The organism is Rahnella sp. ATs2 (genome assembly GCF_051851855.1).
Classification (GTDB): Bacteria; Pseudomonadota; Gammaproteobacteria; order Enterobacterales; family Enterobacteriaceae; genus Rahnella; species Rahnella variigena.
Genome location: NZ_JBLYPL010000007.1, coordinates 266888 through 293425 on the forward strand (window position 1 = coordinate 266888; position 26538 = coordinate 293425).

23 protein-coding genes are annotated in these 26538 nt (G+C 53.5%); 18 read left to right on the top strand and 5 right to left on the bottom strand.

Translation table 11 applies throughout. The annotated features are described in order from the left end of the window. Positions 1-39 precede the first annotated feature (39 nt). Both clpA and clpS read right to left on the bottom strand, forming a co-directional pair. Entirely contained in the window at positions 40-2322 is a 2283-nt protein-coding gene (gene clpA, locus ACJY2G_RS09645) for an ATP-dependent Clp protease ATP-binding subunit ClpA (protein WP_112287293.1), read from the bottom strand. Between the two features lie 27 nt (positions 2323-2349). Next, on the bottom strand, positions 2350-2670 hold the full coding sequence (gene clpS / locus ACJY2G_RS09650; RefSeq protein WP_013574769.1) for an ATP-dependent Clp protease adapter ClpS: 321 nt from the start codon (positions 2668-2670) through the stop codon (positions 2350-2352). A 394-nt stretch (positions 2671-3064) separates the two neighbouring features. On the opposite strand from clpS, the gene cspD reads away from it, so the two are divergent. Next, a complete protein-coding gene (cspD, locus tag ACJY2G_RS09655) occupies positions 3065-3286 on the top strand; it encodes a cold shock-like protein CspD (RefSeq protein WP_015696601.1) in 222 nt (73 codons plus the stop codon). 294 nt (positions 3287-3580) lie between these two features. Next, a complete protein-coding gene (locus tag ACJY2G_RS09660) occupies positions 3581-4570 on the top strand; it encodes a VirK/YbjX family protein (protein ID WP_430319206.1) in 990 nt (329 codons plus the stop codon). Here ACJY2G_RS09660 and ACJY2G_RS09665 read toward each other — a convergent pair. Continuing rightward, positions 4567-6300: an ATP-dependent nuclease gene (locus ACJY2G_RS09665; protein WP_112287291.1), complete on the bottom strand. Its 1734-nt coding sequence runs from the start codon at positions 6298-6300 to the stop codon at positions 4567-4569. The two genes, ACJY2G_RS09660 and ACJY2G_RS09665, sit on opposite strands and share 4 nt — an antisense overlap. Positions 6301-6489: 189 nt before the next feature. On the opposite strand from ACJY2G_RS09665, the gene ACJY2G_RS09670 reads away from it, so the two are divergent. The 7 genes from ACJY2G_RS09670 to ACJY2G_RS09700 all read left to right on the top strand — a co-directional run bounded on the left by ACJY2G_RS09670 (position 6490) and on the right by ACJY2G_RS09700 (position 16176). Next, positions 6490-7389 (top strand): lysine exporter LysO family protein, encoded by a 900-nt coding sequence (locus ACJY2G_RS09670; RefSeq protein WP_112287398.1) that lies wholly within the window; start codon positions 6490-6492, stop codon positions 7387-7389. 167 nt (positions 7390-7556) lie between these two features. Next, complete coding sequence (hcp, locus tag ACJY2G_RS09675; protein ID WP_439291671.1) at positions 7557-9209, top strand: hydroxylamine reductase; 1653 nt, start codon at positions 7557-7559, stop codon at positions 9207-9209. Between the two features lie 6 nt (positions 9210-9215). After that, positions 9216-10229 (top strand): NADH oxidoreductase, encoded by a 1014-nt coding sequence (hcr, locus tag ACJY2G_RS09680; protein ID WP_430319209.1) that lies wholly within the window; start codon positions 9216-9218, stop codon positions 10227-10229. A gap of 293 nt (positions 10230-10522) precedes the next feature. Next, on the top strand, positions 10523-12244 hold the full coding sequence (gene poxB, locus ACJY2G_RS09685) for a ubiquinone-dependent pyruvate dehydrogenase (RefSeq protein ID WP_112287288.1): 1722 nt from the start codon (positions 10523-10525) through the stop codon (positions 12242-12244). A 188-nt stretch (positions 12245-12432) separates the two neighbouring features. Continuing rightward, positions 12433-13446, top strand: a complete 1014-nt coding sequence (gene ltaE / locus ACJY2G_RS09690; protein ID WP_439291672.1) for a low-specificity L-threonine aldolase — start codon at positions 12433-12435, stop codon at positions 13444-13446. 84 nt (positions 13447-13530) lie between these two features. After that, entirely contained in the window at positions 13531-14985 is a 1455-nt protein-coding gene (locus ACJY2G_RS09695; RefSeq protein ID WP_439291678.1) for a DUF2867 domain-containing protein, read from the top strand. Positions 14986-15141: 156 nt separating this feature from the next. Beyond that, the gene (locus ACJY2G_RS09700) at positions 15142-16176 is read left to right on the top strand and encodes an NAD-dependent epimerase/dehydratase family protein (RefSeq protein ID WP_112287286.1); all 1035 of its coding nucleotides are present in this window, start codon (positions 15142-15144) and stop codon (positions 16174-16176) included. A gap of 37 nt (positions 16177-16213) precedes the next feature. Here ACJY2G_RS09700 and ACJY2G_RS09705 read toward each other — a convergent pair whose 3' ends face one another. Together ACJY2G_RS09705 and ACJY2G_RS09710 are read right to left on the bottom strand one after the other, a co-directional pair. Further along, positions 16214-17062: an N-acetylmuramoyl-L-alanine amidase gene (locus ACJY2G_RS09705; protein WP_430319212.1), complete on the bottom strand. Its 849-nt coding sequence runs from the start codon at positions 17060-17062 to the stop codon at positions 16214-16216. Then, complete coding sequence (locus ACJY2G_RS09710) at positions 17059-17385, bottom strand: heavy metal-binding domain-containing protein (protein ID WP_112287284.1); 327 nt, start codon at positions 17383-17385, stop codon at positions 17059-17061. Before ACJY2G_RS09710 ends, ACJY2G_RS09705 begins: the two co-directional genes overlap by 4 nt. Before the next feature lie 189 nt (positions 17386-17574). Here ACJY2G_RS09710 and ACJY2G_RS09715 point away from each other — a divergent pair, with 189 nt between their 5' ends. The 9 genes from ACJY2G_RS09715 to sanA all read left to right on the top strand — a co-directional run bounded on the left by ACJY2G_RS09715 (position 17575) and on the right by sanA (position 26415). Then, the gene (locus ACJY2G_RS09715) at positions 17575-18156 is read left to right on the top strand and encodes a lipoprotein (protein ID WP_112287283.1); all 582 of its coding nucleotides are present in this window, start codon (positions 17575-17577) and stop codon (positions 18154-18156) included. Positions 18157-18366: 210 nt separating this feature from the next. Beyond that, positions 18367-19095, top strand: coding sequence for an arginine ABC transporter ATP-binding protein ArtP (gene artP, locus ACJY2G_RS09720; protein WP_120161454.1), 729 nt, complete (start codon positions 18367-18369; stop codon positions 19093-19095). A 47-nt stretch (positions 19096-19142) separates the two neighbouring features. Further along, positions 19143-19874, top strand: coding sequence for an arginine ABC transporter substrate-binding protein (artJ, locus tag ACJY2G_RS09725; protein WP_112287282.1), 732 nt, complete (start codon positions 19143-19145; stop codon positions 19872-19874). Between the two features lie 12 nt (positions 19875-19886). Beyond that, the gene (artQ, locus tag ACJY2G_RS09730) at positions 19887-20603 is read left to right on the top strand and encodes an arginine ABC transporter permease ArtQ (RefSeq protein WP_013574753.1); all 717 of its coding nucleotides are present in this window, start codon (positions 19887-19889) and stop codon (positions 20601-20603) included. Next, a complete protein-coding gene (artM, locus tag ACJY2G_RS09735) occupies positions 20603-21271 on the top strand; it encodes an arginine ABC transporter permease ArtM (protein ID WP_112287281.1) in 669 nt (222 codons plus the stop codon). The genes artQ and artM overlap by 1 nt, the downstream gene beginning before the upstream one ends. A gap of 225 nt (positions 21272-21496) precedes the next feature. Beyond that, positions 21497-22231: an arginine ABC transporter substrate-binding protein gene (locus ACJY2G_RS09740; RefSeq protein WP_439291673.1), complete on the top strand. Its 735-nt coding sequence runs from the start codon at positions 21497-21499 to the stop codon at positions 22229-22231. Between the two features lie 298 nt (positions 22232-22529). Further along, complete coding sequence (gene cdd / locus ACJY2G_RS09745; protein ID WP_439291679.1) at positions 22530-23414, top strand: cytidine deaminase; 885 nt, start codon at positions 22530-22532, stop codon at positions 23412-23414. A gap of 158 nt (positions 23415-23572) precedes the next feature. Continuing rightward, positions 23573-25270, top strand: coding sequence for an NAD-dependent malic enzyme (locus ACJY2G_RS09750; protein ID WP_120161169.1), 1698 nt, complete (start codon positions 23573-23575; stop codon positions 25268-25270). A gap of 227 nt (positions 25271-25497) precedes the next feature. After that, positions 25498-26415 carry an outer membrane permeability protein SanA gene (gene sanA, locus ACJY2G_RS09755; RefSeq protein ID WP_439291674.1) on the top strand — a complete coding sequence of 306 codons (918 nt, stop codon included), beginning with the start codon at positions 25498-25500 and terminating at the stop codon, positions 26413-26415. Positions 26416-26538 lie beyond the last annotated feature (123 nt).

Below are 26538 nucleotides of genomic sequence, written 5' to 3' on the forward strand. Positions count from 1 at the left end.
TTTCACATCGCCTTTTGTTTTTTTCATCACAGATGAAAATTAATGCACCGCACCTTCCGGTTTTTTCTTCTGCGCACTCATGAAGTGATAAGTCAGCTTGTCAGCCGCTTTATCCAGAGCCACAGAGACGGAACCACCATCCACCAGTGAACCAAACAGCAGTTCGTTGGCGAGTGGTTTCTTCAGGTTTTCCTGAACGGTACGGGTCATCGGACGCGCACCCATCGCACGGTCGTAGCCTTTCACGGTCAGCCAGTCGCGAGCTTCATCGCTGACTTCCAGAGAAACGCCTTTCGCATCCAGCTGCGCCTGCAGTTCAACGATAAACTTATCGACAACCTGCTGGATAACTTCCGTAGACAGATGGTTGAACCAGATAACGTTGTCAAGACGGTTACGGAATTCCGGCGTAAAGGTACGCTTGATCTCTTCCATCGCATCCGGACTGTTGTCCTGATGAATCAGACCAATCGATTTACGTTCCGTTTCACGCACACCGGCGTTAGTGGTCATTACCAAAATCACGTTACGGAAATCGGCCTTGCGCCCGTTGTTATCGGTCAGCGTGCCGTTGTCCATCACCTGCAACAGCAGGTTGAAGACATCCGGATGCGCCTTCTCGATTTCATCGAGCAGCACGACGGCGTGAGGATGTTTAATCACCGCATCCGTCAGCAAACCGCCCTGGTCAAAGCCGACATAACCCGGAGGCGCACCGATCAGACGACTGACCGTATGACGCTCCATGTATTCCGACATATCAAAGCGCAGCAGTTCGATATCCAGCGCTTTCGCCAGTTGCACCGTGACTTCTGTTTTACCCACACCGGTAGGACCGGCGAACAGGAACGAACCGACAGGCTTGTGATCCTGACCCAGACCGGCGCGGCTCATCTTGATCGCTTCAGTCAGTGCTTCAATCGCAGGATCCTGTCCGAAGACCAGCATTTTCAGACGGTCGCCCAGATTTTTCAGCACATCGCGGTCTGTCGCAGACACGGTTTTTTCCGGAATGCGGGCAATACGCGCCACAACGCTTTCAATATCGCTGACGTTAACGGTTTTCTTGCGTTTGCTGACCGGCATTAACCGGCTGCGCGCGCCCGCTTCGTCGATGACGTCGATGGCTTTGTCCGGCAGATGACGGTCATTGATATACTTGACCGACAACTCAACTGCCGCTCGCACCGCTTTCGCGGTGTAACGCACATCGTGATGCGCTTCGTATTTGGTTTTCAGGCCGTTAATGATCTGAACCGTTTCTTCCACGCTTGGCTCAGTAATATCAATTTTCTGGAAGCGACGTGCCAGAGCACGGTCTTTCTCAAAGATATTGCTGAATTCCTGATACGTGGTGGAACCGATCACGCGGATTTTCCCGCTGGAAAGCAATGGCTTGATGAGGTTTGCGGCATCCACCTGACCGCCCGATGCCGCACCGGCACCAATGATCGTGTGAATTTCATCAATAAACAGGATGCTGTTCTTATCCTGCTCCAGCTGTTTCAGCAGAGATTTGAAACGTTTTTCGAAATCACCGCGGTATTTAGTGCCCGCCAGCAACGAACCGATATCCAGAGAATACAGGGTGCAGTCGGCCATCACTTCCGGCACATCGCCCTGCTCGATTCGCCATGCCAGACCTTCGGCAATCGCAGTTTTACCCACGCCGGATTCACCCACCAGCAGCGGGTTATTCTTACGGCGACGGCAGAGCACCTGAATGGCGCGCTCCAGTTCTTTGTCACGGCCAATCAGCGGGTCAATACCACCTACACGCGCTAACTGGTTGAGATTAGTGGTGAAGTTCTCCATACGATCTTCCCCCGCCGACTGCTCTTCGTTAACTGGGTTTTCCGCATTGTTTTGCGCCTGGCTGCCCGATTCATCTTTACGGGTGCCATGCGAAATAAAGTTCACCACATCAAGGCGGCTGACGTCATGTTTGCGCAGGAGATAGGCTGCCTGAGATTCCTGTTCGCTGAAAATCGCGACCAGAACGTTAGCGCCAGAAACTTCGCTGCGGCCAGAAGATTGCACGTGGAATACCGCACGTTGCAGAACGCGCTGGAAACTCAGCGTAGGCTGGGTGTCACGTTCCTCTTCACTGGCGGGTAAGGTGGGTGTGGTTTGCTCGATGAAGGCTTCCAGCTCCTGGCGTAATGCCACCAGATCGACTGTACAAGCTTCAAGCGCTTCACGGGCAGCAGGGTTGCTGAGCAACGCCAGCAACAGGTGCTCCACGGTCATAAACTCATGCCGGTGCTCACGGGCTCTTGCGAAAGCCATGTTGAGACTGAGTTCAAGTTCTTGATTGAGCATAGGCACCTCCCAAATAGATTGCCTTAATCAGGCTTTTTCCAGCGTACACAGCAACGGATGCTCATTCTCCTTGGCGTACTCATTTACGTGTGCGACCTTGGTTTCGGCGACTTCGGCTGTATAAACACCGCATATCGCTTTGCCTCTGTAGTGCACCTGGAGCATCAGTTGCGTTGCACGTTCAATATCATAAGAAAAGAACTTTTGCAGAACGTCAATCACAAATTCCATTGGAGTGTAATCGTCGTTGTTTAATATAACTTTATACATAGATGGCGGTTTTACCTCATCCTTTTGCTTATCCGCCGCCAAATGTTCAAAATTTAGCCAGTCTTGATTATTGCCCATTGCCTGTTCATCACCTGTGAAGATCGTATCGGAAGCCAAATACACAAGCATGAAGGCTTTCTGCAGAGCCTCACGCCGTTATTACCGTATTTTACCATCTCTGGCCTCACCTTGCCGCTGCACAAAATGTTTTACGTGCAACCGATAACGCGGATGAAAATTTAACAAAATATGTCAATAGCGTTACCTGCTTCAAACTTTGGTCATCTGCTCCCCCGGGACAAATGCCGTTTCCTTGACGTCTTTATCTATTCCACTAGAGTGTAAATTCGTGAGCCGGACGGGGTTTAAACCGGCCTGAACAGGCGCTTATCGCCGACGTTCTGGCCTACGTGCTCACTCAACTGGCTTTATCTATTTACTACCAGACTAGTCATGAGAGGGATGTAGAAGCATGCAGACGGGTACGGTTAAATGGTTCAATAATGCTAAAGGCTTTGGCTTCATTTGCCCGCAAAATGGCGGTGAAGACATCTTCGCTCACTACTCCACAATACAGATGGAGGGTTACCGGACTTTAAAAGCCGGCCAGCAGGTCAATTTCGACGTTCATGAAGGCCCAAAGGGGAATCATGCCAGCCTCATTATTCCTGTGGAAAGTGAAGCGGTCGCCTGACCGGTTCAGCATCACGTATCAAATAACACGTCTACTGCAAATGCCGGTCACTCACTGACTGGCATTTTTATTTATGGGGGAGAATGGCTCAGGCTTCAAGCCCTCTTTACGAAAATAAAGTACATTTTTTAGACACCAATTGCTAAGACACGACATAAACAAAATCAAATCTAAACACAATCTCAACAAATCACGTTCAATTTCTCCATACTTTTCCCCGTTGCACAGTCGTTTATGCATCTCCTGTTGAAATATCGGTAACAAAAACCCGGTTGCAAATAACAGGTAAAGACCATGACGACTCTCCATTATCCTGGCGTAGAAAAAGCCCCGCTTTCAGGCTTGCAGTTGATGAAGGCACTCCTCACCAACCGCATCACGCCGGGGCCGTCCTGGAAATTACCGCGCTATCGCCTTAAATTCCTTTTCCGCACGCTGAAGCAGCCGCGCAGAACGTTTGCACTGCTCGATTATCTGGCGCAGCATCCGCAACGTGATGAAATTCTGTTGGCAATGCCCGGCCTGCCAGCGAAATTACATCGCACCTATCAGGCAGCCAATATCAATCAGGCTCAGGCCCTGAAGCGGATCACCGATCATTACGATATGATTCAGGACTGCCTGCCGGACGCCATTAATCACGGCTATCTGAATAAAAAACCGATGGCGATAGCCACCCTGACCGGTAAAGAAGAACAGCGTTATGCCATCACCTTTAACGCCGTCAGCCGTCTGGATAAAGAAGGCGAAGCGACGCTGTCCTTCAATAATCCGCAGGGAGAACCGATAGCTATCGTGACGTTCTCTTTTATTGAGTATCAGGGTCAGCCGACGCTGTTTATTGGCGCATTGCAGGGGCCGCGCGCCCATGTGGATCACCAGGAAATTCAGACAGCTACTAAAGCCTGCCATGGGTTGTTCCCGAAACGTCTGGTGATTGAAGCGCTGACAACGCTGGCGGATGTAACAGGCATGACGCAACTGATTGCCGTCGGCAACCACACGCATATTTATGAGGATCCGCGTTACAAAAAACGTAAAGGAATGGTGTATGCCGATTACGACAGCTTCTGGGAAACGCTGGATGCAAAACAGGGCGAAGACGGTTATTTCCATCTGCCGCGCCAGATTGCGCACCGCCCGCTGGAAGAAATCGCCAGTAAACGCCGTTCCGAGTACCGCCGCCGTTATCTGCTGTTAGATGACCTGGAAAGCCAGATCCGCCAGACATTCACCAGCGGACACGGCAATCCGGTTACTGTCGCCCAAACTCAGGCTGCTTAATCGGCTCTCCCGCGCGCCAGCCAGGCCACGCGGGAAAACATCTGTCGCAGCAACGGGGGAATCGATGAGGTTCCCCGTAACGATGCCGCCATCGCCACGTCTATTGCCAGATCCGGCTTCGAACTACGGTGAACAGCTTTATCAAGAATGCGCCTTGGCGACATTGGCGCGTTATCCGGTATTCCCGCATTCTTGCGGTAAACATCTTCAAAACCCTCGCGATACAGAAAGTATTCAATGTCCTGCGCGGGTAAGGCCGTCAGCCGGTAACGCAACGTATCTTCATGGCTTTCCACATTAGCCATCACCGTCGCCGCGTATTTTCGCCCCGCTTCATCACCATCGACCAGCGCATGCCATTCAATGCCCATTTGCCGGGCAAAACGCAGCAACGGCTTGAGCCCGCACTGAGCAAATTCGATCACCTTTATCCCTTCAGATTCAAAATGATAACCACATTGCCGCGCCAGCTGATTCAGCAACCAGACTTCCGTTTCCCCTTCAACCAGCAACCAGCAACGGGCGAACAAAGAAGACGGCCGGTTAAAGCGAATATGAAACGCAATGCGGCGGCTGTCTTCCAGACTCAGCCCTTCCGGACCAATGCCATACGCCGCCACGCGACCGGATTCACGCACCAGACGACAAATTTGTTCGACCGGTACCAGTGAGAGCAAATCGCCGGAATTGGTGGTGGTGATCCGCTGCAACGGCAGCTGATCCAGCAGGCCCCACGCGACAGAAAGCATGATCGGATGCAGGCGGGTTTCGGGGTCTTCAATAAGCAACAGCGGTCTGGCATCGGGATGCAACACCACTGAGCCTTTGGCCTGTAACAGCGTCGAGAACATGCCAAGCAGCATCACCCGCATACTGCGGCTGTTGGGTTCGGCAATCATACGGTTGATGTTATCCAGAGAACGCCATGCCCGGCGGCTTTCTGCGCGGCCATGACGTTTTTGCTGCCACGGCACGCTGTTCGATGTCCCCTGCTCGGCAAAATAATGTTCCAGCAACTGCTGCATCGCCGAAAGCCCGCTACGCAGTTCGCTGTTTTTCAGCGTCTGCGGGCTGTGGACCAGCTCCCGTGTCAGTTCATCCAGTTGTTTAGCCAGTTCTTCGTTATTAGCCGCCAGCCGTGGCGCCAGTGTTTCACTGCGCAGACGGCGGATAAAACGCGCATCGCGTAAACGTAATACCGGATTGAGGCGGATCAGCGCCTGCGCCAGCGGATCAATCGTCGTCAGATTTAAAGGCTGACCGCTGGACGACAGGAAGCTGCGCAGCGTCATGACGCTGCCATCGTCGTCGAGTTCGCCTTCCAGCCGGTAATAAATCCGGTTGAGTTTGTCGGCACATTTCACCCAAAGCGGTGAGAGTGAATTAAACCGCGGCGACATATGATGACCGGCCTGATTCTCACAGAACGTAAATACCACGTGCAGGTACTGGGATTTGGATTCCTCCTCGCCGGCGGGGAAATAGAAATCCTCTTCTTTAAAGCAGTACAGTTTGGGTTCCGGGGAAAGCAGCAGAGTTAACGCGTCGAGCAGACTGGATTTACCCCAGGCATTCTCACCGATGAGAACGGTGTTGGTCGGAAAGGATTCGCCCTCCCCCTGTCGGGAGGCGCCGGTAATCGATGCGCCACGTTGAGCGGGCTGTGTCAACGTTAAAGACAGGCGGTTAATGCCGCGAAAACCGACAATATCAATACGTTCCAGATACATCAGACGCCTCCTGTGCGCTCAAAACTTTCCTGAGCATGGCGTTAAAAAATGGTTCAGGTCAAGCGTGCAAAGATATCTCTGCGTGCCGAAGCTGCTTTACAGTCAGATAACTTTTCGTTAGCGTGGCGGGCGGCCTTTTCTGCGCCGCGTTCCACTTATGGGATCTCACTTTTCAGGGACTTTTGCATCATGTATTCCGGGCTGTTAATTATTCTCCTGCCGCTGATCGCCGGCTACCTTATTCCGCTAAAAAACCGGCCCCTGCTGCATATTGTTAATCAGTTGCTGAGCTGGATGGTGTACGTCATCCTTTTCATTATGGGCATCAGTCTGGCTTTCCTCGATAATCTCAGCACAAATTTACTGCTGATTTTCAAATATGCGGCGGTCTGTTTCCTGTGCATTTTTGTGATGAACTACGCCGCGTTGTGGCTGCTCGAACGCCGCCGTCCGTGGAAATCAGAGCACAAACAGGAAAAACTGCCGTCGCGTATTCACATGGCGCTGGAATCTTTAAAGTTATGCGGTGTGGTGATCGGTGGTTTCGCCCTCGGCCTGACCCAATGGCACTGGCTGACCTTCGCCTCGCAGGCCAGCGAAATTGCGCTGTTATTCCTGCTGGCACTGGTCGGCATACAGCTTCGCAACAGCAGCATGACGCTGCGCCAGATTATCCTTAACCGTCGCGGAATGATGGTCGGGGTGGTGGTCGCCGTCAGTGCGTTAGCCGGTGGTGCAATCGCCGCGTTATTGCTCGGCCTGCCGCTGAAAACCGGTCTGGCGCTCGCCTCCGGCTACGGCTGGTATTCGCTTTCCGGCATTGTGCTTACCGATTCTTTTGGCCCGGTGATCGGCAGCGCCGCGTTCTTTAACGATCTGGCCCGCGAACTGTGCGCCATTATGCTGATCCCGACACTGGTGCGTACCAGCCGCTCGACGGCGCTCGGCTTGTGCGGTGCCACGTCAATGGACTTCACCCTGCCGGTGCTACAGCGCAGTGGCGGCCTGGATATGGTTCCGCCCGCCGTCGTTCATGGATTCGTATTAAGCCTGATAGCGCCTGTGCTGATGGCATTCTTCTCCGCCTGACACATGTTTTCCCGCTGCTTTCCGGCAGCGGGCAACTCCCCTGTAAAACTTGCGATAAATCAATTCCCCTTCACTTAGTCCTAAAAACCCCTTCATTTCTGTCCCTGCCAGTTTTAGGCTTGCATTAAAACAAGCATTCTAAATGCAACTTTAAAAAGGACCTCATTATGTTTTGTGTGCAATGTGAACAAACAGTCCGTACCCCGGCGGGCAACGGCTGCGCTTATGCGCAGGGAATGTGTGGCAAAACGGCAGAAACCTCTGATTTACAAGACTTACTGGTCGCCGTGCTCGAAGGCCTGTCCGCCTGGGCGCTGACCGCACGAGGCTACGGGATTATCGATGAAGAGATCGACAGCTTCGCGCCCCGCGCCTTTTTCTCCACCCTGACTAATGTGAATTTCGACTCTGACCGCATCGTCGGCTATGCCCGTGAAGCCATAATCCACCGCGAATCTCTGGCCGTGCGTTGCCGCCTGATGGATCCGCAAATCACCGTCAGCCATCCGCTGGCCTCGCTGGAACTGGTCAGCGATAGCCTCCATGAGCTGCAACAACAGGCGCAGCAGTTTGCGCTGAACGGCGACAAAGCGCAGATTGGCGATGACATTCATGGTCTGCGGATGCTGTGTTTGTACGGCCTGAAAGGTGCAGCGGCGTATATGGAACATGCCCACGTTCTGGGGCAGTCTGACCCCGCCATTTACGCCGAATATCACCGTCTGATGGCGTGGTTAGGCACGCAGCCTGCGGACATGGGTGAACTGCTCGCAAACGCGATGGCAATCGGCAAAATGAATTTTGGTGTGATGGAAATTCTGGATAAGGGCGAAACCGATGCCTATGGTCACCCTCAGCCGACCAACGTCAATGTCCGTCCGCTGGCGGGTAAAGCGATTCTGATTTCAGGCCACGACCTGAAAGATTTGCAGATGCTGCTCGAGCAAACCGCCGGTACCGGCATCAATATTTATACCCACGGCGAAATGCTGCCGGCACACGGTTATCCTGAACTGAAAAAATTCCCGCATCTGGCCGGTAACTACGGCAGCGGCTGGCAAAATCAGCAGGTGGAATTCGCGAAATTCCCGGGGCCGGTGGTGATGACGTCCAACTGCATTATTGACCCGAACGTCGGCAACTACGGCGACCGGATCTGGACACGCAGCATCGTCGGCTGGCCGGGCGTCCAGCATCTGGAAGGTGAAGATTTTGCGCCGGTGATTGCGCAGGCCTTGCAGCTTCCGGGCTTTCGTTACAGCGAAATTGAGCAGGAAATAACGGTCGGATTTGGCCGCCAGACATTGCTCGGCGCGGCGGATACCGTGATTGATCTCGTCGCCGCTAAAAAACTGCGCCATATCTTCCTGATCGGCGGGTGCGACGGCAGCCGCGGCGAGCGCAGTTACTTCACCGATCTGGCACGCAGCGTGCCGCAGGATTGCCTGATCATGACGCTGGCCTGTGGCAAATACCGTTTTAACAAACTGGATTTCGGTTCCATCGAAGGCCTGCCGCGCCTGCTGGACGTCGGCCAGTGTAACGACGCCTACTCTGCCATTATTCTTGCGGTCAATCTGGCCGAGAAATTAGGCTGCGGTGTGAATGATTTACCGCTGAGTCTGGTGCTTTCCTGGTTTGAACAAAAAGCCATTGTGATCCTGCTGACGCTGCTGTCGCTCGGCGTAAAAAATATCGCTACCGGTCCGACGGCACCTGCCTTCCTGACCGATAACCTGCTGGCAATCCTGAATGAAAAATTTGGCCTGCGCGCAATCACTTCGGTTGAGCAGGATCTGAAAACCATGCTGCCGGAGTAAGCTGAAATGAATTTTCCTTTATTTCCCGATCAGCCGACCGTGGTGTGCCAGAACCGCATGCAGGTGTATTCCGTCACGCAGGAAACACCGGATGTCCGCACGCTGGCGCTGATAAATCACGATGTGTATCCGTATCGTCCTGGTCAGTTTGCGCTGGTCAATATTGGTCAGAGTGGCGACGTACAGCGCGCATATACGCTGTCTTCCACACCGGGTCAGAGCCGTTTTATTCAGCTGACGGTGCGCCGCATTGAAGGAGGCGCAGGTTCAGAGTGGCTGAATGAGCAGGTAAAACCCGGTGATTATCTGTGGTTGAGTGACGCGCAAGGGGAATTCACCTGCGACACGGAACAGCCCTTGCTATTACTGGCTGCAGGTTGCGGCGTAACGCCGGTGATGTCGATCACGCGCGATATTCTGGCACATCATCCGGCGCAAAGCGTGCAGGTGTTTTACAGCGTGCGCAGCCCGCAGGACATTATCTTTGCCAGCGAATGGCAGCAGCTGGCGGCGCGCTATCCGCAACTGAATCTGACCCTTCTTGCTGAAAATGGTGCACTGCCGGGGCAAATCGCCGGGCGTCTGAGTCAGGATTTACTGCAAAGCCGGGTGCCGGATATTAAGACACGACGCGTGATGATTTGTGGCCCCGCGCCCTATATGCAACTGGCGGGTGACTGGGCAAAAGAACTCGGTGTGGCGGCGGGCAACATCGTCAAAGAGCAATTTCAGGCGACTGAAACCGTGGTATCTGCCGATCAGCAACTGACCCTGACCCGCCTGACGCCTTTGCAGAATTACCGCGTTCCGGTGGGAACGACATTGCTGGCTGCCATGGAACAGCACAATTTGCCTGTCACCGCTGCCTGCCGTGCAGGCGTCTGCGGCAGTTGTAAAACCCGGATACTTTCCGGTGATTACCAGACTACCAGCCGCATGACGCTGACCGATGAAGAAGTCGCCCGGGGTTATGTGCTGGCCTGTAGCTGTCAGCTTCAGGGTGACGTCACCCTCGCCTGATCACACATTAACGCACTGCCCGCACATGACTTTTTACAGTCTTCGCGGGCAGATTTACAATTCTTCACCTCCCTCCTGCGCATATTTTTGTATGGTTTAAGGCTGAACATTCAAGGATGTAATCAGTGGACTATGCTTAATCCACTTATTTGAAAATTAGCCCTAATCATTCGAGTTGGATCAAGGCGGCAACTGAGTGAATTCCCGGGAGCATACATAAGTATGTGACCGGGGTTCGCGAAAGCAGCCTACGCAGAGGCAGCTCGAAGGATGACGGGCGCACCGGAGTGACTATGAAACAAAGCGTAGCAGCATACCTGGCGAAAACTCTTGAAGCAGCAGGCGTAAAAAGGATCTGGGGCGTCACCGGCGACTCCCTGAACGGACTCAGCGATAGCCTGAACCGCATGGGGACTATTGAATGGCTGGGCACGCGCCATGAAGAAGTCGCCGCCTTTGCCGCCGGTGCCGAAGCGCAAATTACCGGTGAACTGGCGGTGTGCGCCGGTTCCTGCGGGCCCGGCAACCTGCATCTGATCAACGGCCTGTTCGACTGCCACCGTAATCACGTTCCGGTGGTGGCGATTGCCGCGCATATTCCGTCGAGCGAAATCGGCAGCGGCTATTTTCAGGAAACCCATCCGACAGAATTATTCCGCGAATGCAGCCACTACTGCGAGCTGATCAGTAATCCCGAACAGTTGCCGCAGGTGCTGGCGATTGCCATGCGCAAAGCCATTCTCAACCGTGGCGTGTCCGTGATTGTGCTGCCAGGCGACGTGGCGCTTAAACCTGCGCCGGAAGACGCCAAAATCAGCTGGTATCCGCCGGTACTGCCTAAAGTCACACCACAGCCGACCGAACTGGAAAAGCTGGCCGAACTGCTGAACGGTTCGACGAACATTACGATGATGTGCGGCAGCGGTTGTGCGGGTGCGCATGACGAAGTGATTAAGCTGGCTGAAACCCTGAAAGCGCCTGTCGTCCATGCGCTGCGCGGTAAAGAACATATCGAATGGGACAATCCGTACAGCGTCGGGATGACCGGTCTGATCGGATTTTCTTCCGGTTACCACGCCATGCTCAATGCCGACACGCTGATCCTGCTCGGCACGCAATTCCCGTATCGGGCGTTTTATCCGACCGATGCCAAAATCATTCAGATTGATATCAATCCGGGCAGCATCGGCGCGCATTGTCACGTGGATATGGCGCTGGTCGGCGACATCAAATCTACCCTGACCGCCCTTCTGCCGCAGTTGCAGGTGAAGAACGAACGCAAATTCCTCGACAAAGCGCTGAAGCATTACGAAGAGGCACGTAAAGATCTCGACGGGCTGGCCACGCCGAACGACAAGCAGGCCATTCACCCGCAATATCTGGCACAGCAGATCAGCCGCTTTGCTGCTGCCGATGCGATTTTCACCTGCGACGTCGGTACGCCGACCGTGTGGGCATGTCGTTATCTGCAAATGAACGGCCAGCGCCGTTTGCTCGGTTCCTTCAACCACGGCTCGATGGCGAACGCCATGCCTCAGGCGATTGGCGCGCAAGCCATCGACCGCTCACGTCAAGTCGTTGCGCTGTGCGGTGACGGCGGTTTCGCGATGCTGATGGGGGATTTCCTGACGCTGGCGCAGCAAAAGCTGCCGGTTAAAATCATCATCTTCAACAACAGCGTGCTGGGCTTTGTGGCAATGGAAATGAAGTCAGGCGGTTACCTGACTGACGGTACCGAGCTGAAAAACCCGGATTTCGCCGCCATTGCCGAAGCCGCGGGCATCAAAGGGATCCGTGTCGAGAAAGCGTCTGATATCGACACTGCTTTGCAGGATGCCTTCGCCTACGAAGGGCCGGTACTGATTGACGTGATCACCGCCACCGAAGAACTGGCAATGCCACCGCAGATTAAATTCGAGCAGGCAAAAGGTTTCAGCCTTTACATGCTGCGCGCAGTGATCAGCGGCCGCGGCGACGAAGTGGTCGATCTGGCAAAAACCAACTGGCTGCGATAACCCCGACAGGGCTATAGTGCATGATTAGACAAACTCTCATATGCAGCCCTAAATAGTCCGGATTGAAATAAGGCGACAAGTTTGCGAGTCCCCGGGAGCTTAGATAACTAAGTGACCGGGGTGAGTAAACGCAGTCAACGCATCAGCAATTCGAAGTATGACGGGCATTCACCCAGAAGGAAGCCACGTTGATCGACTTACGCAGTGATACCGTAACCCGCCCCAGTGAAGCTATGCGTCAGGCCATGGCCAGCGCTGAAGTCGGCGATGATGTCTACGGCGATGACCCAACGGTAAACGCTTTACAGGACATGGCAGCAACACTTTGTGGTAAAGAAGCCGCGCTGTTTTTACCGACCGGAACGCAGGCCAATCTGGTGGCGTTACTGACGCATTGCCAGCGCGGCGAAGAATATATTGTCGGCCAGAAAGCCCACAACTATATGTATGAAGCAGGCGGCGCAGCGGTACTCGGCAGCATTCAGCCGCAGCCTCTGGACATGGACGCCGACGGTTCTATTCCGCTGGATAAAGTTGCCGCAGCCATCAAACCCGACGATATCCATTTCGCGCGTACCCGTCTGCTGAGCCTGGAAAACACGCACAGCGGCAAAGTGCTTCCGCTGGATTATCTGCAAAAGGCCTACGCGTTCACCCGTGAAAAAGGACTGGCATTGCATATCGACGGCGCGCGCATTATGAATGCGGCTGTGGCGCAGAACGTTGAACTGCGTGAAATTACACAGTATTGCGACACGCTGACCATTTGCCTGTCGAAAGGTCTGGGTGCGCCGATTGGCTCTCTGCTGGTCGGCAGCAAAGAGTATATCCAGCGAGCTAACCGCTGGCGCAAAATGACCGGCGGCGGTATGCGTCAGTCGGGCATTCTGGCGGCGGCGGCAATTTATGCGCTGGAAAATAACGTCGCACGTCTGAAAGATGACCACGACAATGCGCAGTGGCTGGCAGAAGAACTGAGCAAAATCGGCGTTGAAATCGCAGAGCCCGGCGCGCAAACCAACGTGCTTTACATCAAACAAAGCGCGGAACTGGCTGCTAAAATGGGCCCGTGGATGCGCGAGCGCGGCGTGATCATCAGCGCAGGTCCTGTGACCCGCGTGCTGACGCACATCAATATCAGCCGTGAAGACCTGCAAAAAGTGGTCGCGTTGTGGCAGGAATTCCTGCACCAGCACGCCTGATAGTCCGTTATGTCTGCGGCGGTAACCTGCGGGTTACCGCCGTACTTTCTGAATTCTCTCCCTACACTGACTGAGCAAATGGAAATGCCAATCTCGACACAAACTGGCCGGGTCGTCATTCTCGGTGCCAGCGGATATATAGGACAACACCTTACCGCCCACCTGAGCCGGAATGGTTTTCAGGTGACGGCAGCCGCACGCCGGATAGAGTGGCTGCAACAGCAAAAATGGCCGCATGTGCGCTGCTGTTTTGCCGATGTTTATCAGAGTAAAACACTGGCCGCTGCCTTTGAAGGCGCTGACGTGCTGGTGTATCTGGTTCACGCCATGACGGAAGATGATGACCTGCTGGAGAAAGAGCGGCAGGCCGCGCAGCATACCCTCCTGGCACTGAAAGACTCTCAGATAAAGCACATCGTTTATCTCGGTTCGATGCAGCCTGAAGACAATCACTCCCCGCATTTACAGGCCAGAAAACTGACCGGTGATTTGCTGCGCATGAGCAATATTCCGGTGACCGAACTGCGCACCGGCATTGTCATTGGCGCGGGTTCAGCGGCGTTCGAAGTGATGCGGGACATGGTCTATAACCTGCCGGTGCTGACGCCGCCGCGCTGGGTGCGTTCAAAATCCTCACCGGTTGCGCTGGAAAATCTGCTCAATTATTTACAGGGCCTGGTGACATTACCGGCCACCGGGAACCGTATTCTGGAAGCCGCCGGGCCGGAGTACATCAGCTATCAGACGTTGTTTGAACGCTTTATCGCCATGAGCGGAAAACGCCGCTGGCTGATCCCCATTCCCCTGCCGACTTCTTTTGTTTCGGTGTATTTTCTCAGTCTGATCACGTCTGTTCCGACGTCGCTCGCAAAGGCACTTATCCAGGGGCTGAACCATGATTTGCCCGCCGACAGCGCAGAATTGCAAAGATTGATTCCACAGGATCTTATCTCAATTGATGACGCGATCTGCACCACGCTTGAGCAGGAACAAAAGCAGGTGATGGATTCACCGGACTGGGGATATGATCCCGATGCCCGTGCGCGCTGGCGTCCCGGTTACGGTTATTACCCGAAGCAAGCCGGTTTCACGCTGGAAACGTCCGCCTCAAAAGCCTCGCTTTGGAAAGTCGTGCAGCAACTTGGCGGTCAGGAAGGCTATTTTTATGCCAACGGATTATGGAAAACCCGCGCGCGCATGGACGATTTACTCGGCGGCGGTGTGAAATACGGTCGTCCGGATCGGGATTTCCTGAAAATTGGCGATAAAATTGATGGCTGGAAAGTGATCGGTCTGAAACCTCAGCGCGAACTGGCGTTGCTGTTCGGCATGAAAGCGCCGGGTTTGGGGCGTCTGACCTTCACCATCACCGATAACGGTGAAAGCCGCAGTCTGGATGTTCGTGCGTGGTGGCACCCTGCCGGATTCAGCGGTCTGCTGTACTGGTTCAGTATGATGCCCGCTCATCAGTTTATTTTTCGTGGCATGGCAAAGCGTATCGCCAGCCTGGCCCGTCAGAAAGATCGTTGCGGACGCTAAAGGGGGTTAATTAATCCGCTTTCGCACACAGCTTGCACCCTTTCTCATTGCAACCCGCACAATTTCACGAAAGAATGGCACCCTTATTGCTCAGGGGTGCCAGAACTCCGACGCAGCAGACATTTTTTCTCTATTTCTGAAGGCATTGGCCTGTATATGAAGGTTTTGGTTACCGGCGCGAGCAGCGGTTTAGGGCGTAACGCCGTCGAGTTTCTGCGAAATAAAGGCATTAAAGTCAGAGCGACAGGCCGTAATGCCGCTATGGGCTCACTTTTGCAGAAAATGGGCGCAGAATTTATTCATGCCGATCTCACCACGCTTATCTCTTCGCAGGCGAAAGCGCTGCTGGCCGATATCGATACCGTCTGGCACTGTTCGGGGCTGATGTCGCCCTGGGGCAGCGAACAGGAATTCGAACTGGCGAATGTGCGCGCGACGCGACGCCTGGGCGAGTGGTCTGCGGCATATGGCGTGGAAAACTTCGTCCATATTTCATCGCCGGCCATCTATTTCGATTTCCATCATCATCGGGACATTCAGGAAGACTTCCGTCCGCACCGTTTTGCCAACTCTTTTGCGCGCAGTAAAGCCGCCGGTGAGCAGGTGATCCACACGCTGGCGATGTCTAACCCGCAAACCCATTTCACTATTTTGCGACCGCAGGGGATTTTTGGCCCGCACGATAACGTGCTGTTGCCGCGCCTGATGCAAATGCTGAAATATGGCGGAACGCTGATGCTGCCGCGCGGCGGTGAAGCGCTGGTAGATATGACGTATGTTGAAAACGCCGTCCATGCGATGTGGCTGGCCACCCAAACACAAGCCACAGAATCAGGCCGCGCATTCAATATCACCAATCAGCAACCCCGCCCGCTGCGTACGCTGGTCAAGCAGCTGATGGAAAATCTGGATATCAAATACCGCATCCGCTCAGTGCCGTATCCGCTGCTGGACATGATGGCGCGGGGCATGGAGCGCATCAGCAAAAGCTCCCACAAAGAACCGGTGCTGACACATTACAGCGTGGCAAAACTGAATTTTGACCTGACGCTGGATACCCAACGCGCGCAGAAAGAACTCGGCTACGTGCCGGTGATTTCTCTCGATCAGGGGATTATCCGCACCGCCGACTGGCTGCGCGATCACGGTAAACTTCAGGGACTGCACGGTATCGGGCCAAAACGAGACTGACAAAAGTGCGACTGACCGCAATGGTCAGCCGCGCTGATCAGCTATTGGGATCCGGAAACTGCTGCAACAATGCCTGCGCAATGGCTTCGGTCTGAGCATCCGCATTCCCGCGATAATCACTCTGCCTGAAATGCATCTGGAACGCTGCAATCACCCGCTTTTGTTGCTGCGGTGTCATATTATCGTCCACTGTATATCCGTACGCTTTCAGCAAGGCCAGTAAATGCGCCTGATCCACCAGCTGTTGCGGATTACGCCCCGCCAGATACTGTTTCACAAGATCCGCATCCGGCCAGACACCCACGCCGCGTTTCGCCATTTCCTGCCACGGAAATAATGGCCCGGGATCGTCCTTGCGCTGCGGCGCAATATCACTGTGTCCCACCACATTGCGTGGCTCAATCTGATAGCGCGCGATAATCTCTTTGCTCAGATTTGCCAGCAAATCGATTTGCGCAGGCGGGAACGGATAGAACTTTTTGCCGAGCAAATAATGGCTGTAGCCTTTATTTTCCAGCTCGATGCCCACCGACGTATCGTTCAGATTGGTGCGCCCGCGCCAGCCACTGGCACCCGCGTGCCAGGCACGCATGTTTTCCGGCACCAGTTGCCACGCCACGGGTTTACCGTCTTCCAGCGGCGGTTTTGCCGGAATAAGATAATGCGCGCTGACGTGCTCATCGGTTAGCGTATTTAATGCGTTGTGGAAATCTTCAGCAGTGTAATGGATGACCAGAAAGCGGATCCGCTGATCCGCACCCTGGGCCTGCCGCGTTGTTTCCAGCCGGAACGGCGCATCGTCCGGCTGTTGGCTGGCGTGCTGACAACCGGCCAGCATCAGTAATGCGGCGGTTAACAAACCACGCCTGATACGCTGGCCGATCATTTGCGATGCACAATGACAGCCGTACCGGAGACGCTCACCATCAGCATGCTGCTGTCTTTGCCCACGGTTTCATAATCGATATCAATACCGACAACGGCATTCGCGCCACGTTCTTTCGCCTGCTCTTCCAGTTCACGGAAGGCAATTTCACGCGCCTTGCGCAGCTCTTTTTCATACGCGCCTGAGCGCCCGCCGACGATATCGCGCACACCGGCAAAGAAATCACGGAAAATATTTGCGCCTAAAATCGCTTCGCCTGTCACCACGCCACAATATTCAGCGATAGTGAAACCTTCGAGGGTCGGAGTGGTTGAAACTTGCATGAGTATTCCTTATCAGTTGTCGTCCAAAGCCTGGCATTCATTTCATTTACAGCATAAACCATGCGTGCGGGATCGAGGTATCAGCCGGTGACTGATTTTCTCTTCGCCATGCATTAAGCCAAATCGGTTTTATACTGTATGGTAAAGAAAGTCATGGTGAAAATGTTCAATCTTTCAGTAAGGAATACGATGAAAAAGAAAACTCTTGTCGCCGCAATCCCGTTGGTGTTCATGTTAAATGCCTGCACAACGGTCGAACCTGCATACAAGGACATTGGCAGCCGTACCGCGCCGTGTGTCGACGGCGGCCCGGACAGCGTGGCTCAGCAATTCTATGATTTCCGCATTAAGCAAGGCGGCAGCGGCTTACCAAACTCCAGCCAGCTTGCCGCTTACCGGCCTTACCTGAGTACGGCGTTGTATAATGCGTTACTCAAAGCGCAATCCCAGCCTAAAGTCGATCTCGCCGCCACACCGAATGAAAAAACCGGTAACGGCGCAGTCGACGGCGATATCTTCTCCAGCCTGTTTGATGGCCCGACGTCCGCTTCCGTGGACAGCGCCTCAACCATTCCAAACACTGACGCCCGCAACATTCCTCTGCGCGTGACCTTCACACATGAGAAGGACAAAGGCGCATCCACCAGCTGGAAAGATGAAGTGTTAATGGTACGCGAAGGCAAATGCTGGACAGTCGATGATGTCCGCTACATGGCGAATCTTGATTTTGCTTCCAGCGGAACATTACGCCAGGTTTTAGAACATCAGTAATCGCTCTGCTTTCTAAAAAAACCTCGTGAAAAAGGTTGGTCAGTGATGAATAACGTCATTGACCAACACCCCCGTCACAGATAGTTAACAATATGTTGTGCTAGACTTTAGCCTTCCTGCGGCAACACATAATTTTTAAGCCGCGATCGTTGCATAACTATGCTGTGGAAGTTACCATCTGCGGCATCAATGGCTATTCACTATTTGCGCATGAGTATTCAACTTAATAGCATCAACTGCTTCTACGGCGTGCATCAGGCGCTTTTTGACATTCAGCTTAACTGCCCCGCCGGTGAGACTTTGGTTTTACTCGGACCCAGTGGCGCAGGTAAAAGCTCCCTGTTACGTGTTCTGAACCTGCTGGAAATGCCGCGTTCAGGGACGTTGCAAATCGCCGGTAATACCTTCGATTTCACCCGTAAACCGGACGAGAAAGCCGTTCGCGAACTGCGTCAGAATGTCGGAATGGTCTTCCAGCAATACAATCTGTGGCCGCACCGCACCGTGCTCGACAACTTACTGGAAGCCCCGATGCGTGTTCTGGGTCTGACCAAAGATGTCGCGATGCAACGCGCCGGGAAATTGCTGACCCGTCTGCGTCTGACCGATTACGCGGATCGTTTTCCGCTGCACCTTTCCGGTGGCCAGCAACAGCGTGTGGCGATTGCCCGTGCGCTGATGATGGAGCCTCAGGTTCTGCTGTTTGATGAACCGACGGCGGCGCTGGATCCGGAAATCACCGCTCAGATCGTCAGCATCATCCGCGAACTGGCCGGTACCGGCATTACCCAGGTTATCGTGACCCATGAGGTTGAAGTGGCGCGTAAAACCGCCAGCCGCGTGGTGTACATGGAAAACGGCCGCATCGTCGAACAGGGTGATGCCTCCATTTTCGCCCAGCCGCAAACCAAAGAGTTTGCCAGCTATCTTTCCCATTAACTGTATTTTCACCAATACATTGATTGATGTTTTCTACGGAGTTAGCGATGAAAAAATTAGTAATTGCCGCGGTTCTGGCTACCGTCAGTTTGTCAGCCAGCGCGGCTGATACCATCCGTTTTGCGATGGAAGCGTCTTATCCTCCGTTTGAGTTTGTAGACTCCAGCAATCAGATTCAGGGCTTCGATGTTGATCTGGCGAACGCTATGTGTAAAGAGATGCAGGCAACCTGTACTTTTACCAACCAGGCCTTCGACAGTCTGATCCCAAGCCTGAAATTCCGCCGTTTTGACGCGGTGATTTCCGGTATGGACATCACGCCTGAACGTGAAAAACAAGTGTCCTTCACCAATGCTTACTACGACAACTCCGCTATTTTCATCGCGCATTCTGGTCAGTTCGCTGACGTTGCAGCGCTGAAAGGCAAACGTGTCGGTATGCAAAACGGCACCACCCATCAGAAATTCCTGATGGATAAGCATCCTGAAATCACTGCCGTGCCTTACGACAGCTATCAGAATGCCGTGCTGGATCTGAAAAATGGTCGTCTGGACGCGGTATTCGGTGACACCGCCGTGGTGAACGAATGGCTGAAGCAGAACAAAAACCTGGCCGCTGTCGGTGACAAAATCACTGACCCGACATACTTCGGTACCGGTCTGGGTGTTGCAGTTCGTCAGAACAATACTGAATTGCTGACTAAACTGAATGATGCTCTGGCAAAAGTGAAAGCAGACGGCACTTACAAAACGCTGTATTCAAAATGGTTCCAGCAATAAGTTTGCCTATCAATGACTGAATTCCAACCTTTAGCAAGCGCCGCCGGGATGACCGTCGGCCTTGCCGTTTGTGCGCTGATCCTCGGCCTGGTGCTGGCGATGATCTTCGCTGTCTGGGAATCCGCGCCGTGGAAGCCGCTTAGCTGGCTGGGCACCGCGTGGGTCACCGTGCTGCGCGGCCTGCCGGAAATCCTGGTGGTGCTGTTCATCTATTTCGGTTCTTCTCAGCTGCTGATGGTGCTGGCCGATGGCTTTAGCATCAATCTTGGTTTGTTCGCGATCCCGATCAAGCTGCCGATTGAGAATTTCGAAGTCAGCCCGTTCGTCTGTGGCGTGATCGCCCTTTCCCTGCTGTATTCGGCTTATGCATCGCAGACTTTACGTGGCGCACTGAAAGCCGTGCCGCAAGGTCAGTGGGAATCCGGTCAGGTGCTGGGCATGAAAAAATCAGCGATTTTCTTTCGCCTGATCATGCCGCAAATGTGGCGTCATGCATTGCCGGGGCTGAGCAATCAGTGGCTGGTGCTGCTGAAAGATACCGCGCTGGTGTCGCTTATCAGCGTAAATGACCTGATGCTGCAAACCAAAAGCATCGCGACCCGTACTCAGGAGCCCTTTACCTGGTATGTGATTGCGGCCTGCATTTATCTGCTTGTCACCCTGTTCAGCCAGTTCGTGATTAAACGCATCGAACTGCGTACCACCCGCTTTGAACGGAGTGCTTCCTGATGTGGGAATATTTACCTGAAGTCCTCAAGGGATTGCACACCAGCCTGACGCTGACCGTGGCGGCGCTGATTGTGGCGCTGCTGCTGGCGATGATTTTCACCGTGATTCTGACGCTGAAAGTGCCGGTCGCCAGCCAGATTGTGAAAGGTTACATCACGCTGTTTACCGGCACGCCGTTGCTGGTGCAGATCTTCCTGATTTACTACGGTCCGGGTCAGTTTCCGTCGATTCGTGAAATTCCGTGGTTATGGGAAGTACTGTCGCAACCGTGGCTATGCGCGATGTTTGCGCTGGCGCTGAACAGCGCGGCATATACCACGCAGCTGTTTACCGGTGCGGTACGCGCCATTCCTTCCGGTCAGTGGCAATCTTGTGACGCGCTGGGTATGTCGAAGCCTCAGACCCTGCGTATCCTGCTGCCATACGCGTTTAAACGTGCGCTGTCGTCGTATTCCAACGAAGTGGTGCTGGTGTTTAAAAGTACCTCGCTGGCCTACACCATCACGCTGATGGATGTTATGGGTCACAGCCAGCTGATGTATGGCCGCACGTATGACGTGATGGTCTTCGGTGCCGCCGGTCTGGTGTATCTGTGCGTCAACGGTTTACTGACCCTGATGATGCGTCTGATTGAACGCCGTGCGCTGGCATTTGAACGCCGTAACTGATTAAGCAGAAAATACCTGAAGGGACGAGAAATCGTCCCTTTTTTTGTGCCTGTAAAACCGGCTCCATGCCAATTAATAATTTTTTAATCAAATTTATTGCATACAAATTCATTTAATGGCACTTTAATTAACGGTCTCACTTCCTGCCAGTTACCCGATTATATTAATAAAATCAGTAAACTGTACCGTGAAGGGAATGTCATTTTTTGAACAGGAATGTATTGCATGAAAAAGCTGATCCTCGCTGCCCTTTTGTCTGCTACTGCTTTTGCTGCCACTGCTGCAGATACTATTCGTTTCAGTACTTCTGCCACGTATCCGCCGTTTGAATCCATCGGTGCTGATAATCAGATTATTGGTTTTGATATCGATCTGGCGAACGCGCTGTGTAAGCAAATGCAGGAAACCTGCACCTTTACCAATCAGCCGTTTGATGGTCTGATCCCGGCGCTTAAATTCCGTCGTTTCGATGTGATCATTTCCGGCATGGACATTACCGAAGAGCGCAGCAAGCAGGTCACCTTTACCCAGCCTTACTACGCCAATACCGCGATGATCATCGGGCCAAAAGGCAAGTTCGCGTCCATCGCTGACCTGAAAGGCAAACGCGTCGGACTGGAAAATGGCACCACACACCAGAAATACCTGATGGAAAAACACCCTGAAATCACCACCGTCGGGTATGACAGCTATCAGAATGCGATTCTGGATCTCAAAAGTGGTCGCCTGGACGGCCTGTTAGGAGACACCGCCGTGCTAAATGGCTGGCTGAAATCCAACCCGAATCTCGGTGAAGTGGGTGAACTGATTAAAGATCCGCAATACTTTGGTACCGGCGTTGGCATGGCGGTGCGTCCTGATAATAAGGAACTGCTGACTAAACTGAACACGGCGCTCGAAGGCATCAAAGCCAACGGCGAATTCCAGAAGATCAATGACAAGTGGTTCCCGTCCCACTGATCCCCCGTCATCCTTCGAGCTGACGCTGCGTTGGCCGCGTTCCAATTTGCTCCCGGCAGATTGGTCACTCACCCCGGTCACATACTGATGTATGTGACCGGGGGTCACTCAGTTACCGCCTGGATTCAACTCGAATGATTTTGGGGAAAGGACTAAAAAGGCGGCTGTTCTGCGTAACATCTCTCAAAAATGTAATCTGCCAGAACTTATTACATCGAAAAAGTGATATCCGTCACACTACATTCATGGAATGACTTTTAAACTGTTCAACCGTAATCACTGTCGAGATCGAATGTTTATGCACGCACGTTTTCATACCGCCTTTGCGGCACTCCCTGAAAATTTATCCTCCGCGCTTGAGCCATTTCTGCGACATGACGACTTTCCGGCAATGTTCTCTGCGGCAGATGTTGCAGAGATAAAACAAGCGACAGGATTGAATGACGATGCGCTGGCCTTTGCTTTGCTGCCGCTGGCCGCAGCCTGTTCCGTCACGCCAATTTCTCATTTCCACGTCGGTGCCATTGCCCGCGGTATTTCCGGCAATCTGTATTTCGGTGCCAATATGGAATTCGCCGGTGCACCAATGCAGCAAACAGTTCACGCCGAGCAATCTGCAGTCACGCATGCCTGGCTGCGGGGCGAAACCCGTCTGGCTTCCATCACCGTGAACTACACGCCTTGTGGTCACTGCCGTCAGTTTATGAATGAACTGACCAGCGGAACGGCGCTGAATATTCATCTGCCGGACAGAGACGTCGCCACGCTGGGCGATTATCTGCCGCATTCATTCGGACCGAAGGATCTGGATATCACCACCCTGCTGATGGATAAAGTCGATCACGGTTTCAAAACCGATACGACTGATGCGCTGGCGCTGCTGGCGCTGGATGCCTGTAACCAGAGTCATGCGCCTTACAGCAAATCGCACAGCGGTGTGGCACTGGAAACATCCAACGGCAAACAGTTTGCTGGTCGTTACGCAGAAAACGCTGCGTTTAACCCAAGCCTGCCTCCGTTACAGGCCGCATTAATCTTGCTGAATATGTCAGGAGAAGATTGCCTGAACGTTCGTCGCGCGGTGCTGGTTGAGCAAAAAGAGGCGCTGCTCACCCAAAACGATGCCACACGCGCCACCTTAAACGCGCTGGGCTGTCAGGATGTGAGCACGCTGACCTGCTGATAGTGTGAGCGGGTTAACACTAAAGACTCCAATTCCGGAGTCTTTAGTTACATAACATTGTCATTACATTTGTCATTTGAAATCCTTATTTCCTCTCTGTTACCCTCACCGCTCCGAAATATAAAAAACAACATTCTGAACACCGGAAGAGTAAAACGATGGAACTTGAATACGAAAGTAAACGTCCCCTGTACATCCCTCACGCTGGCCCGATCCTGTTAGAATTCCCGCTGCTGAATAAAGGCAGTGCGTTCACCGAAGAAGAACGCAGCAATTTCAACCTCCACGGGTTGCTCCCGGAAGCGGTTGAAACTATCGAGGAACAAGCCGACCGTGCTTACCGCCAGTTTCAGAATTTCAAAACCGACATCGATAAGCATATCTATCTGAGAAACATTCAGGACACCAACGAAACGCTGTTCTACCGCCTTCTCGACAGCCATCTCAGCGAAATGATGCCGGTGATTTATACCCCGACCGTCGGCGAAGCCTGCGAACACTTTTCTGATATTTACCGCCGCGCACGTGGCCTGTTTATCTCTTATCCGAACCGCGCCCACATTGATGACATGCTGCAAAACGCCACCAAACAACATGTAAAAGTCGTGGTGGTAACTGACGGTGAACGCATTCTCGGCCTGGGCGACCAGGGCATCGGCGGGATGGGCATTCCGATTGGTAAACTGTCTCTTTACACCGCGTGTGGCGGCATCAGCCCGGCGTATACCCTGCCGGTCGTGCTCGATGCGGGGACAAACAATCCGCAACTGCTCAATGACCCGCTGTATATGGGCTGGCGTCATCCGCGCATTACCGGTGAAGAGTATGAAGCCTTCGTCGATCAGTTCATTCAGGCAGTAAAAATCCGCTGGCCGAACGTGCTGTTGCAGTTTGAAGATTTCGCGCAGAAGAACGCCATGCCGCTCCTCGAACGTTATCGCGATGAGCTGTGCTGCTTTAACGATGATATTCAGGGCACAGCTTCCGTGGCGCTGGGCAGCCTGATTGCCGCCAGCAAAGCCGCCGGTGGCAAACTGAGTGATCAGACTGTCGCTTTCCTGGGTGCGGGTTCCGCCGGTTGTGGTATCGCCGAGCAAATCGTTGCGCAGATGAAATCAGAAGGCCTGAGCGAAGAAGAAGCCCGTGCGAAAGTCTTCATGGTGGATCGTTTTGGTTTGCTGACCGACAAACTGCCAAACCTGCTGGATTTCCAGAGCAAACTGGTGCAGAAAAGCAGCGCACTGGCAAGCTGGGGTATGGCGAATGACAGCATTTCGTTGCTGGATGTGGTGCGTAACGCCAGGCCGACTGTGCTTATCGGCGTATCCGGCCAGCCGGGTCTGTTCACCGAAGAAATCATCCGCGAAATGCATAAACATTGTGCGCGTCCGGTGGTAATGCCGCTGAGCAACCCGACATCACGCGTAGAAGCCACGCCTGCCGATATCCTGAACTGGACCGACGGCGCGGCGCTGGTGGCCACCGGCAGCCCGTTTGCACCGGTAAGCCATAAAGGCACGCTTTACCCTATTGCCCAGTGCAATAACTCCTTTATCTTCCCGGGCATCGGTCTGGGGGTCATTGCTTCAGGCGCCACCCGCGTCACTGACGGTATGCTGATGGCCGCAAGCCGTACACTGGCAGAGTGTTCTCCGCTGGCGACCGAAGGTAAAGGCTCCCTGCTGCCGGACGTCGACGATATTCAGGGCGTGTCTAAATGCATCGCGCTTGAAGTCGGCAAAGCCGCACAGTTGCAGGGCGTGGCGATGGTGACGTCGGAAGATTCGCTGTCGAAAGCGATCGAGCACAACTTCTGGGCACCGCAATACCGCAGCTATAAACGCACCTCTTTCTGATAGCATTTGCGTCAAAAGCTGACCGGCCATGATCCAGACCAATGCCCTGCGCATTGGTCTTTTTTTTCGGCTAAATTGCAGCGCATTACGCAGATTCGAAAGTAATTGCCTGAAAAGTGCTGAAAAAATCCGCGAAGCCGGCCGATGCAGAGTCCAACGTATTGCGTACCCCGAAGAGGTAAAGTAGCCTTGGATCCGATTTCCATCTGGTCATAACAGGGATACCTATGATTAAGCGACTTATAGCTGGCGTTTTCGGCATCATTATTCTGATGCTGGCTGTCGCTATTGGGCTTGATCAGTGGATCAGCTTACGCACTCAGCCTTATATTTACGACGAAGTACAGACCCTGCCACATCGTCAGGTCGGCGTGGTACTCGGAACATCAAAATATTACCGCACCGGCGTGATCAACCAGTATTACCTGTACCGCATTCAGGGCGCGATTAATGCTTACAACAGCGGTAAGGTAAAATACTTGCTGCTCAGTGGTGACAATGCGCAGCAAAGTTACAATGAGCCGAGCACCATGCGACGTGATCTGATCGCCGCCGGGATCCCCGCCAGCGACATCGTGCTCGATTACGCCGGATTCAGGACGCTCGATTCCATCGTGCGCACGCGTAAGGTCTTCGACACCAACGATTTCATCATCATCACCCAGCGTTTCCACTGTGAACGTGCGCTGTTTATCGCGTTGCATATGGGGATTCAGGCACAATGTTTTGCCGTCCCTTCGCCGAAAAACATGCTCAGCGTCCGCAGCCGTGAAATCTTCGCCCGTCTGGGCGCGCTGACCGATTTGTATCTGCTTAAACGCGAGCCGCGCTTCCTTGGCCCGTTGATCCCAATCCCTGCAATACACAATATTCCTGATGATGCACAGGGCTATCCGGCGGTGACGCCTGAGCAGTTACTGGCTCTGCAACAACAGCTGGAAGACGAGAAAAAAGCCGCTATCGCCAAAGCCGCGGCTGATAAGGCAGCAGCCGATAAAGCGGCTGCGGATAAAGCCGCCGAAGAACAAGCGGCAAAATTGAAAGCCGAGCAGGAAGCCAATGAAGCCGCTCAGGCTGAAACCGAGGATGCCGCTCCGCCACCCGAAACGGCGAAACCGGCAGGCAGAAATCCATTCCAGCAGTGAAAACCACACTGCTCCAACCCCTGCGCAGGGGTTTGGCCTTTAGCGCCTGCCCCTGCGAAGGGGAAGGATGGGAGGGGGTTTTAAAGACAAAACAATAAGTTAACGCACATCTGGCCTTACGAC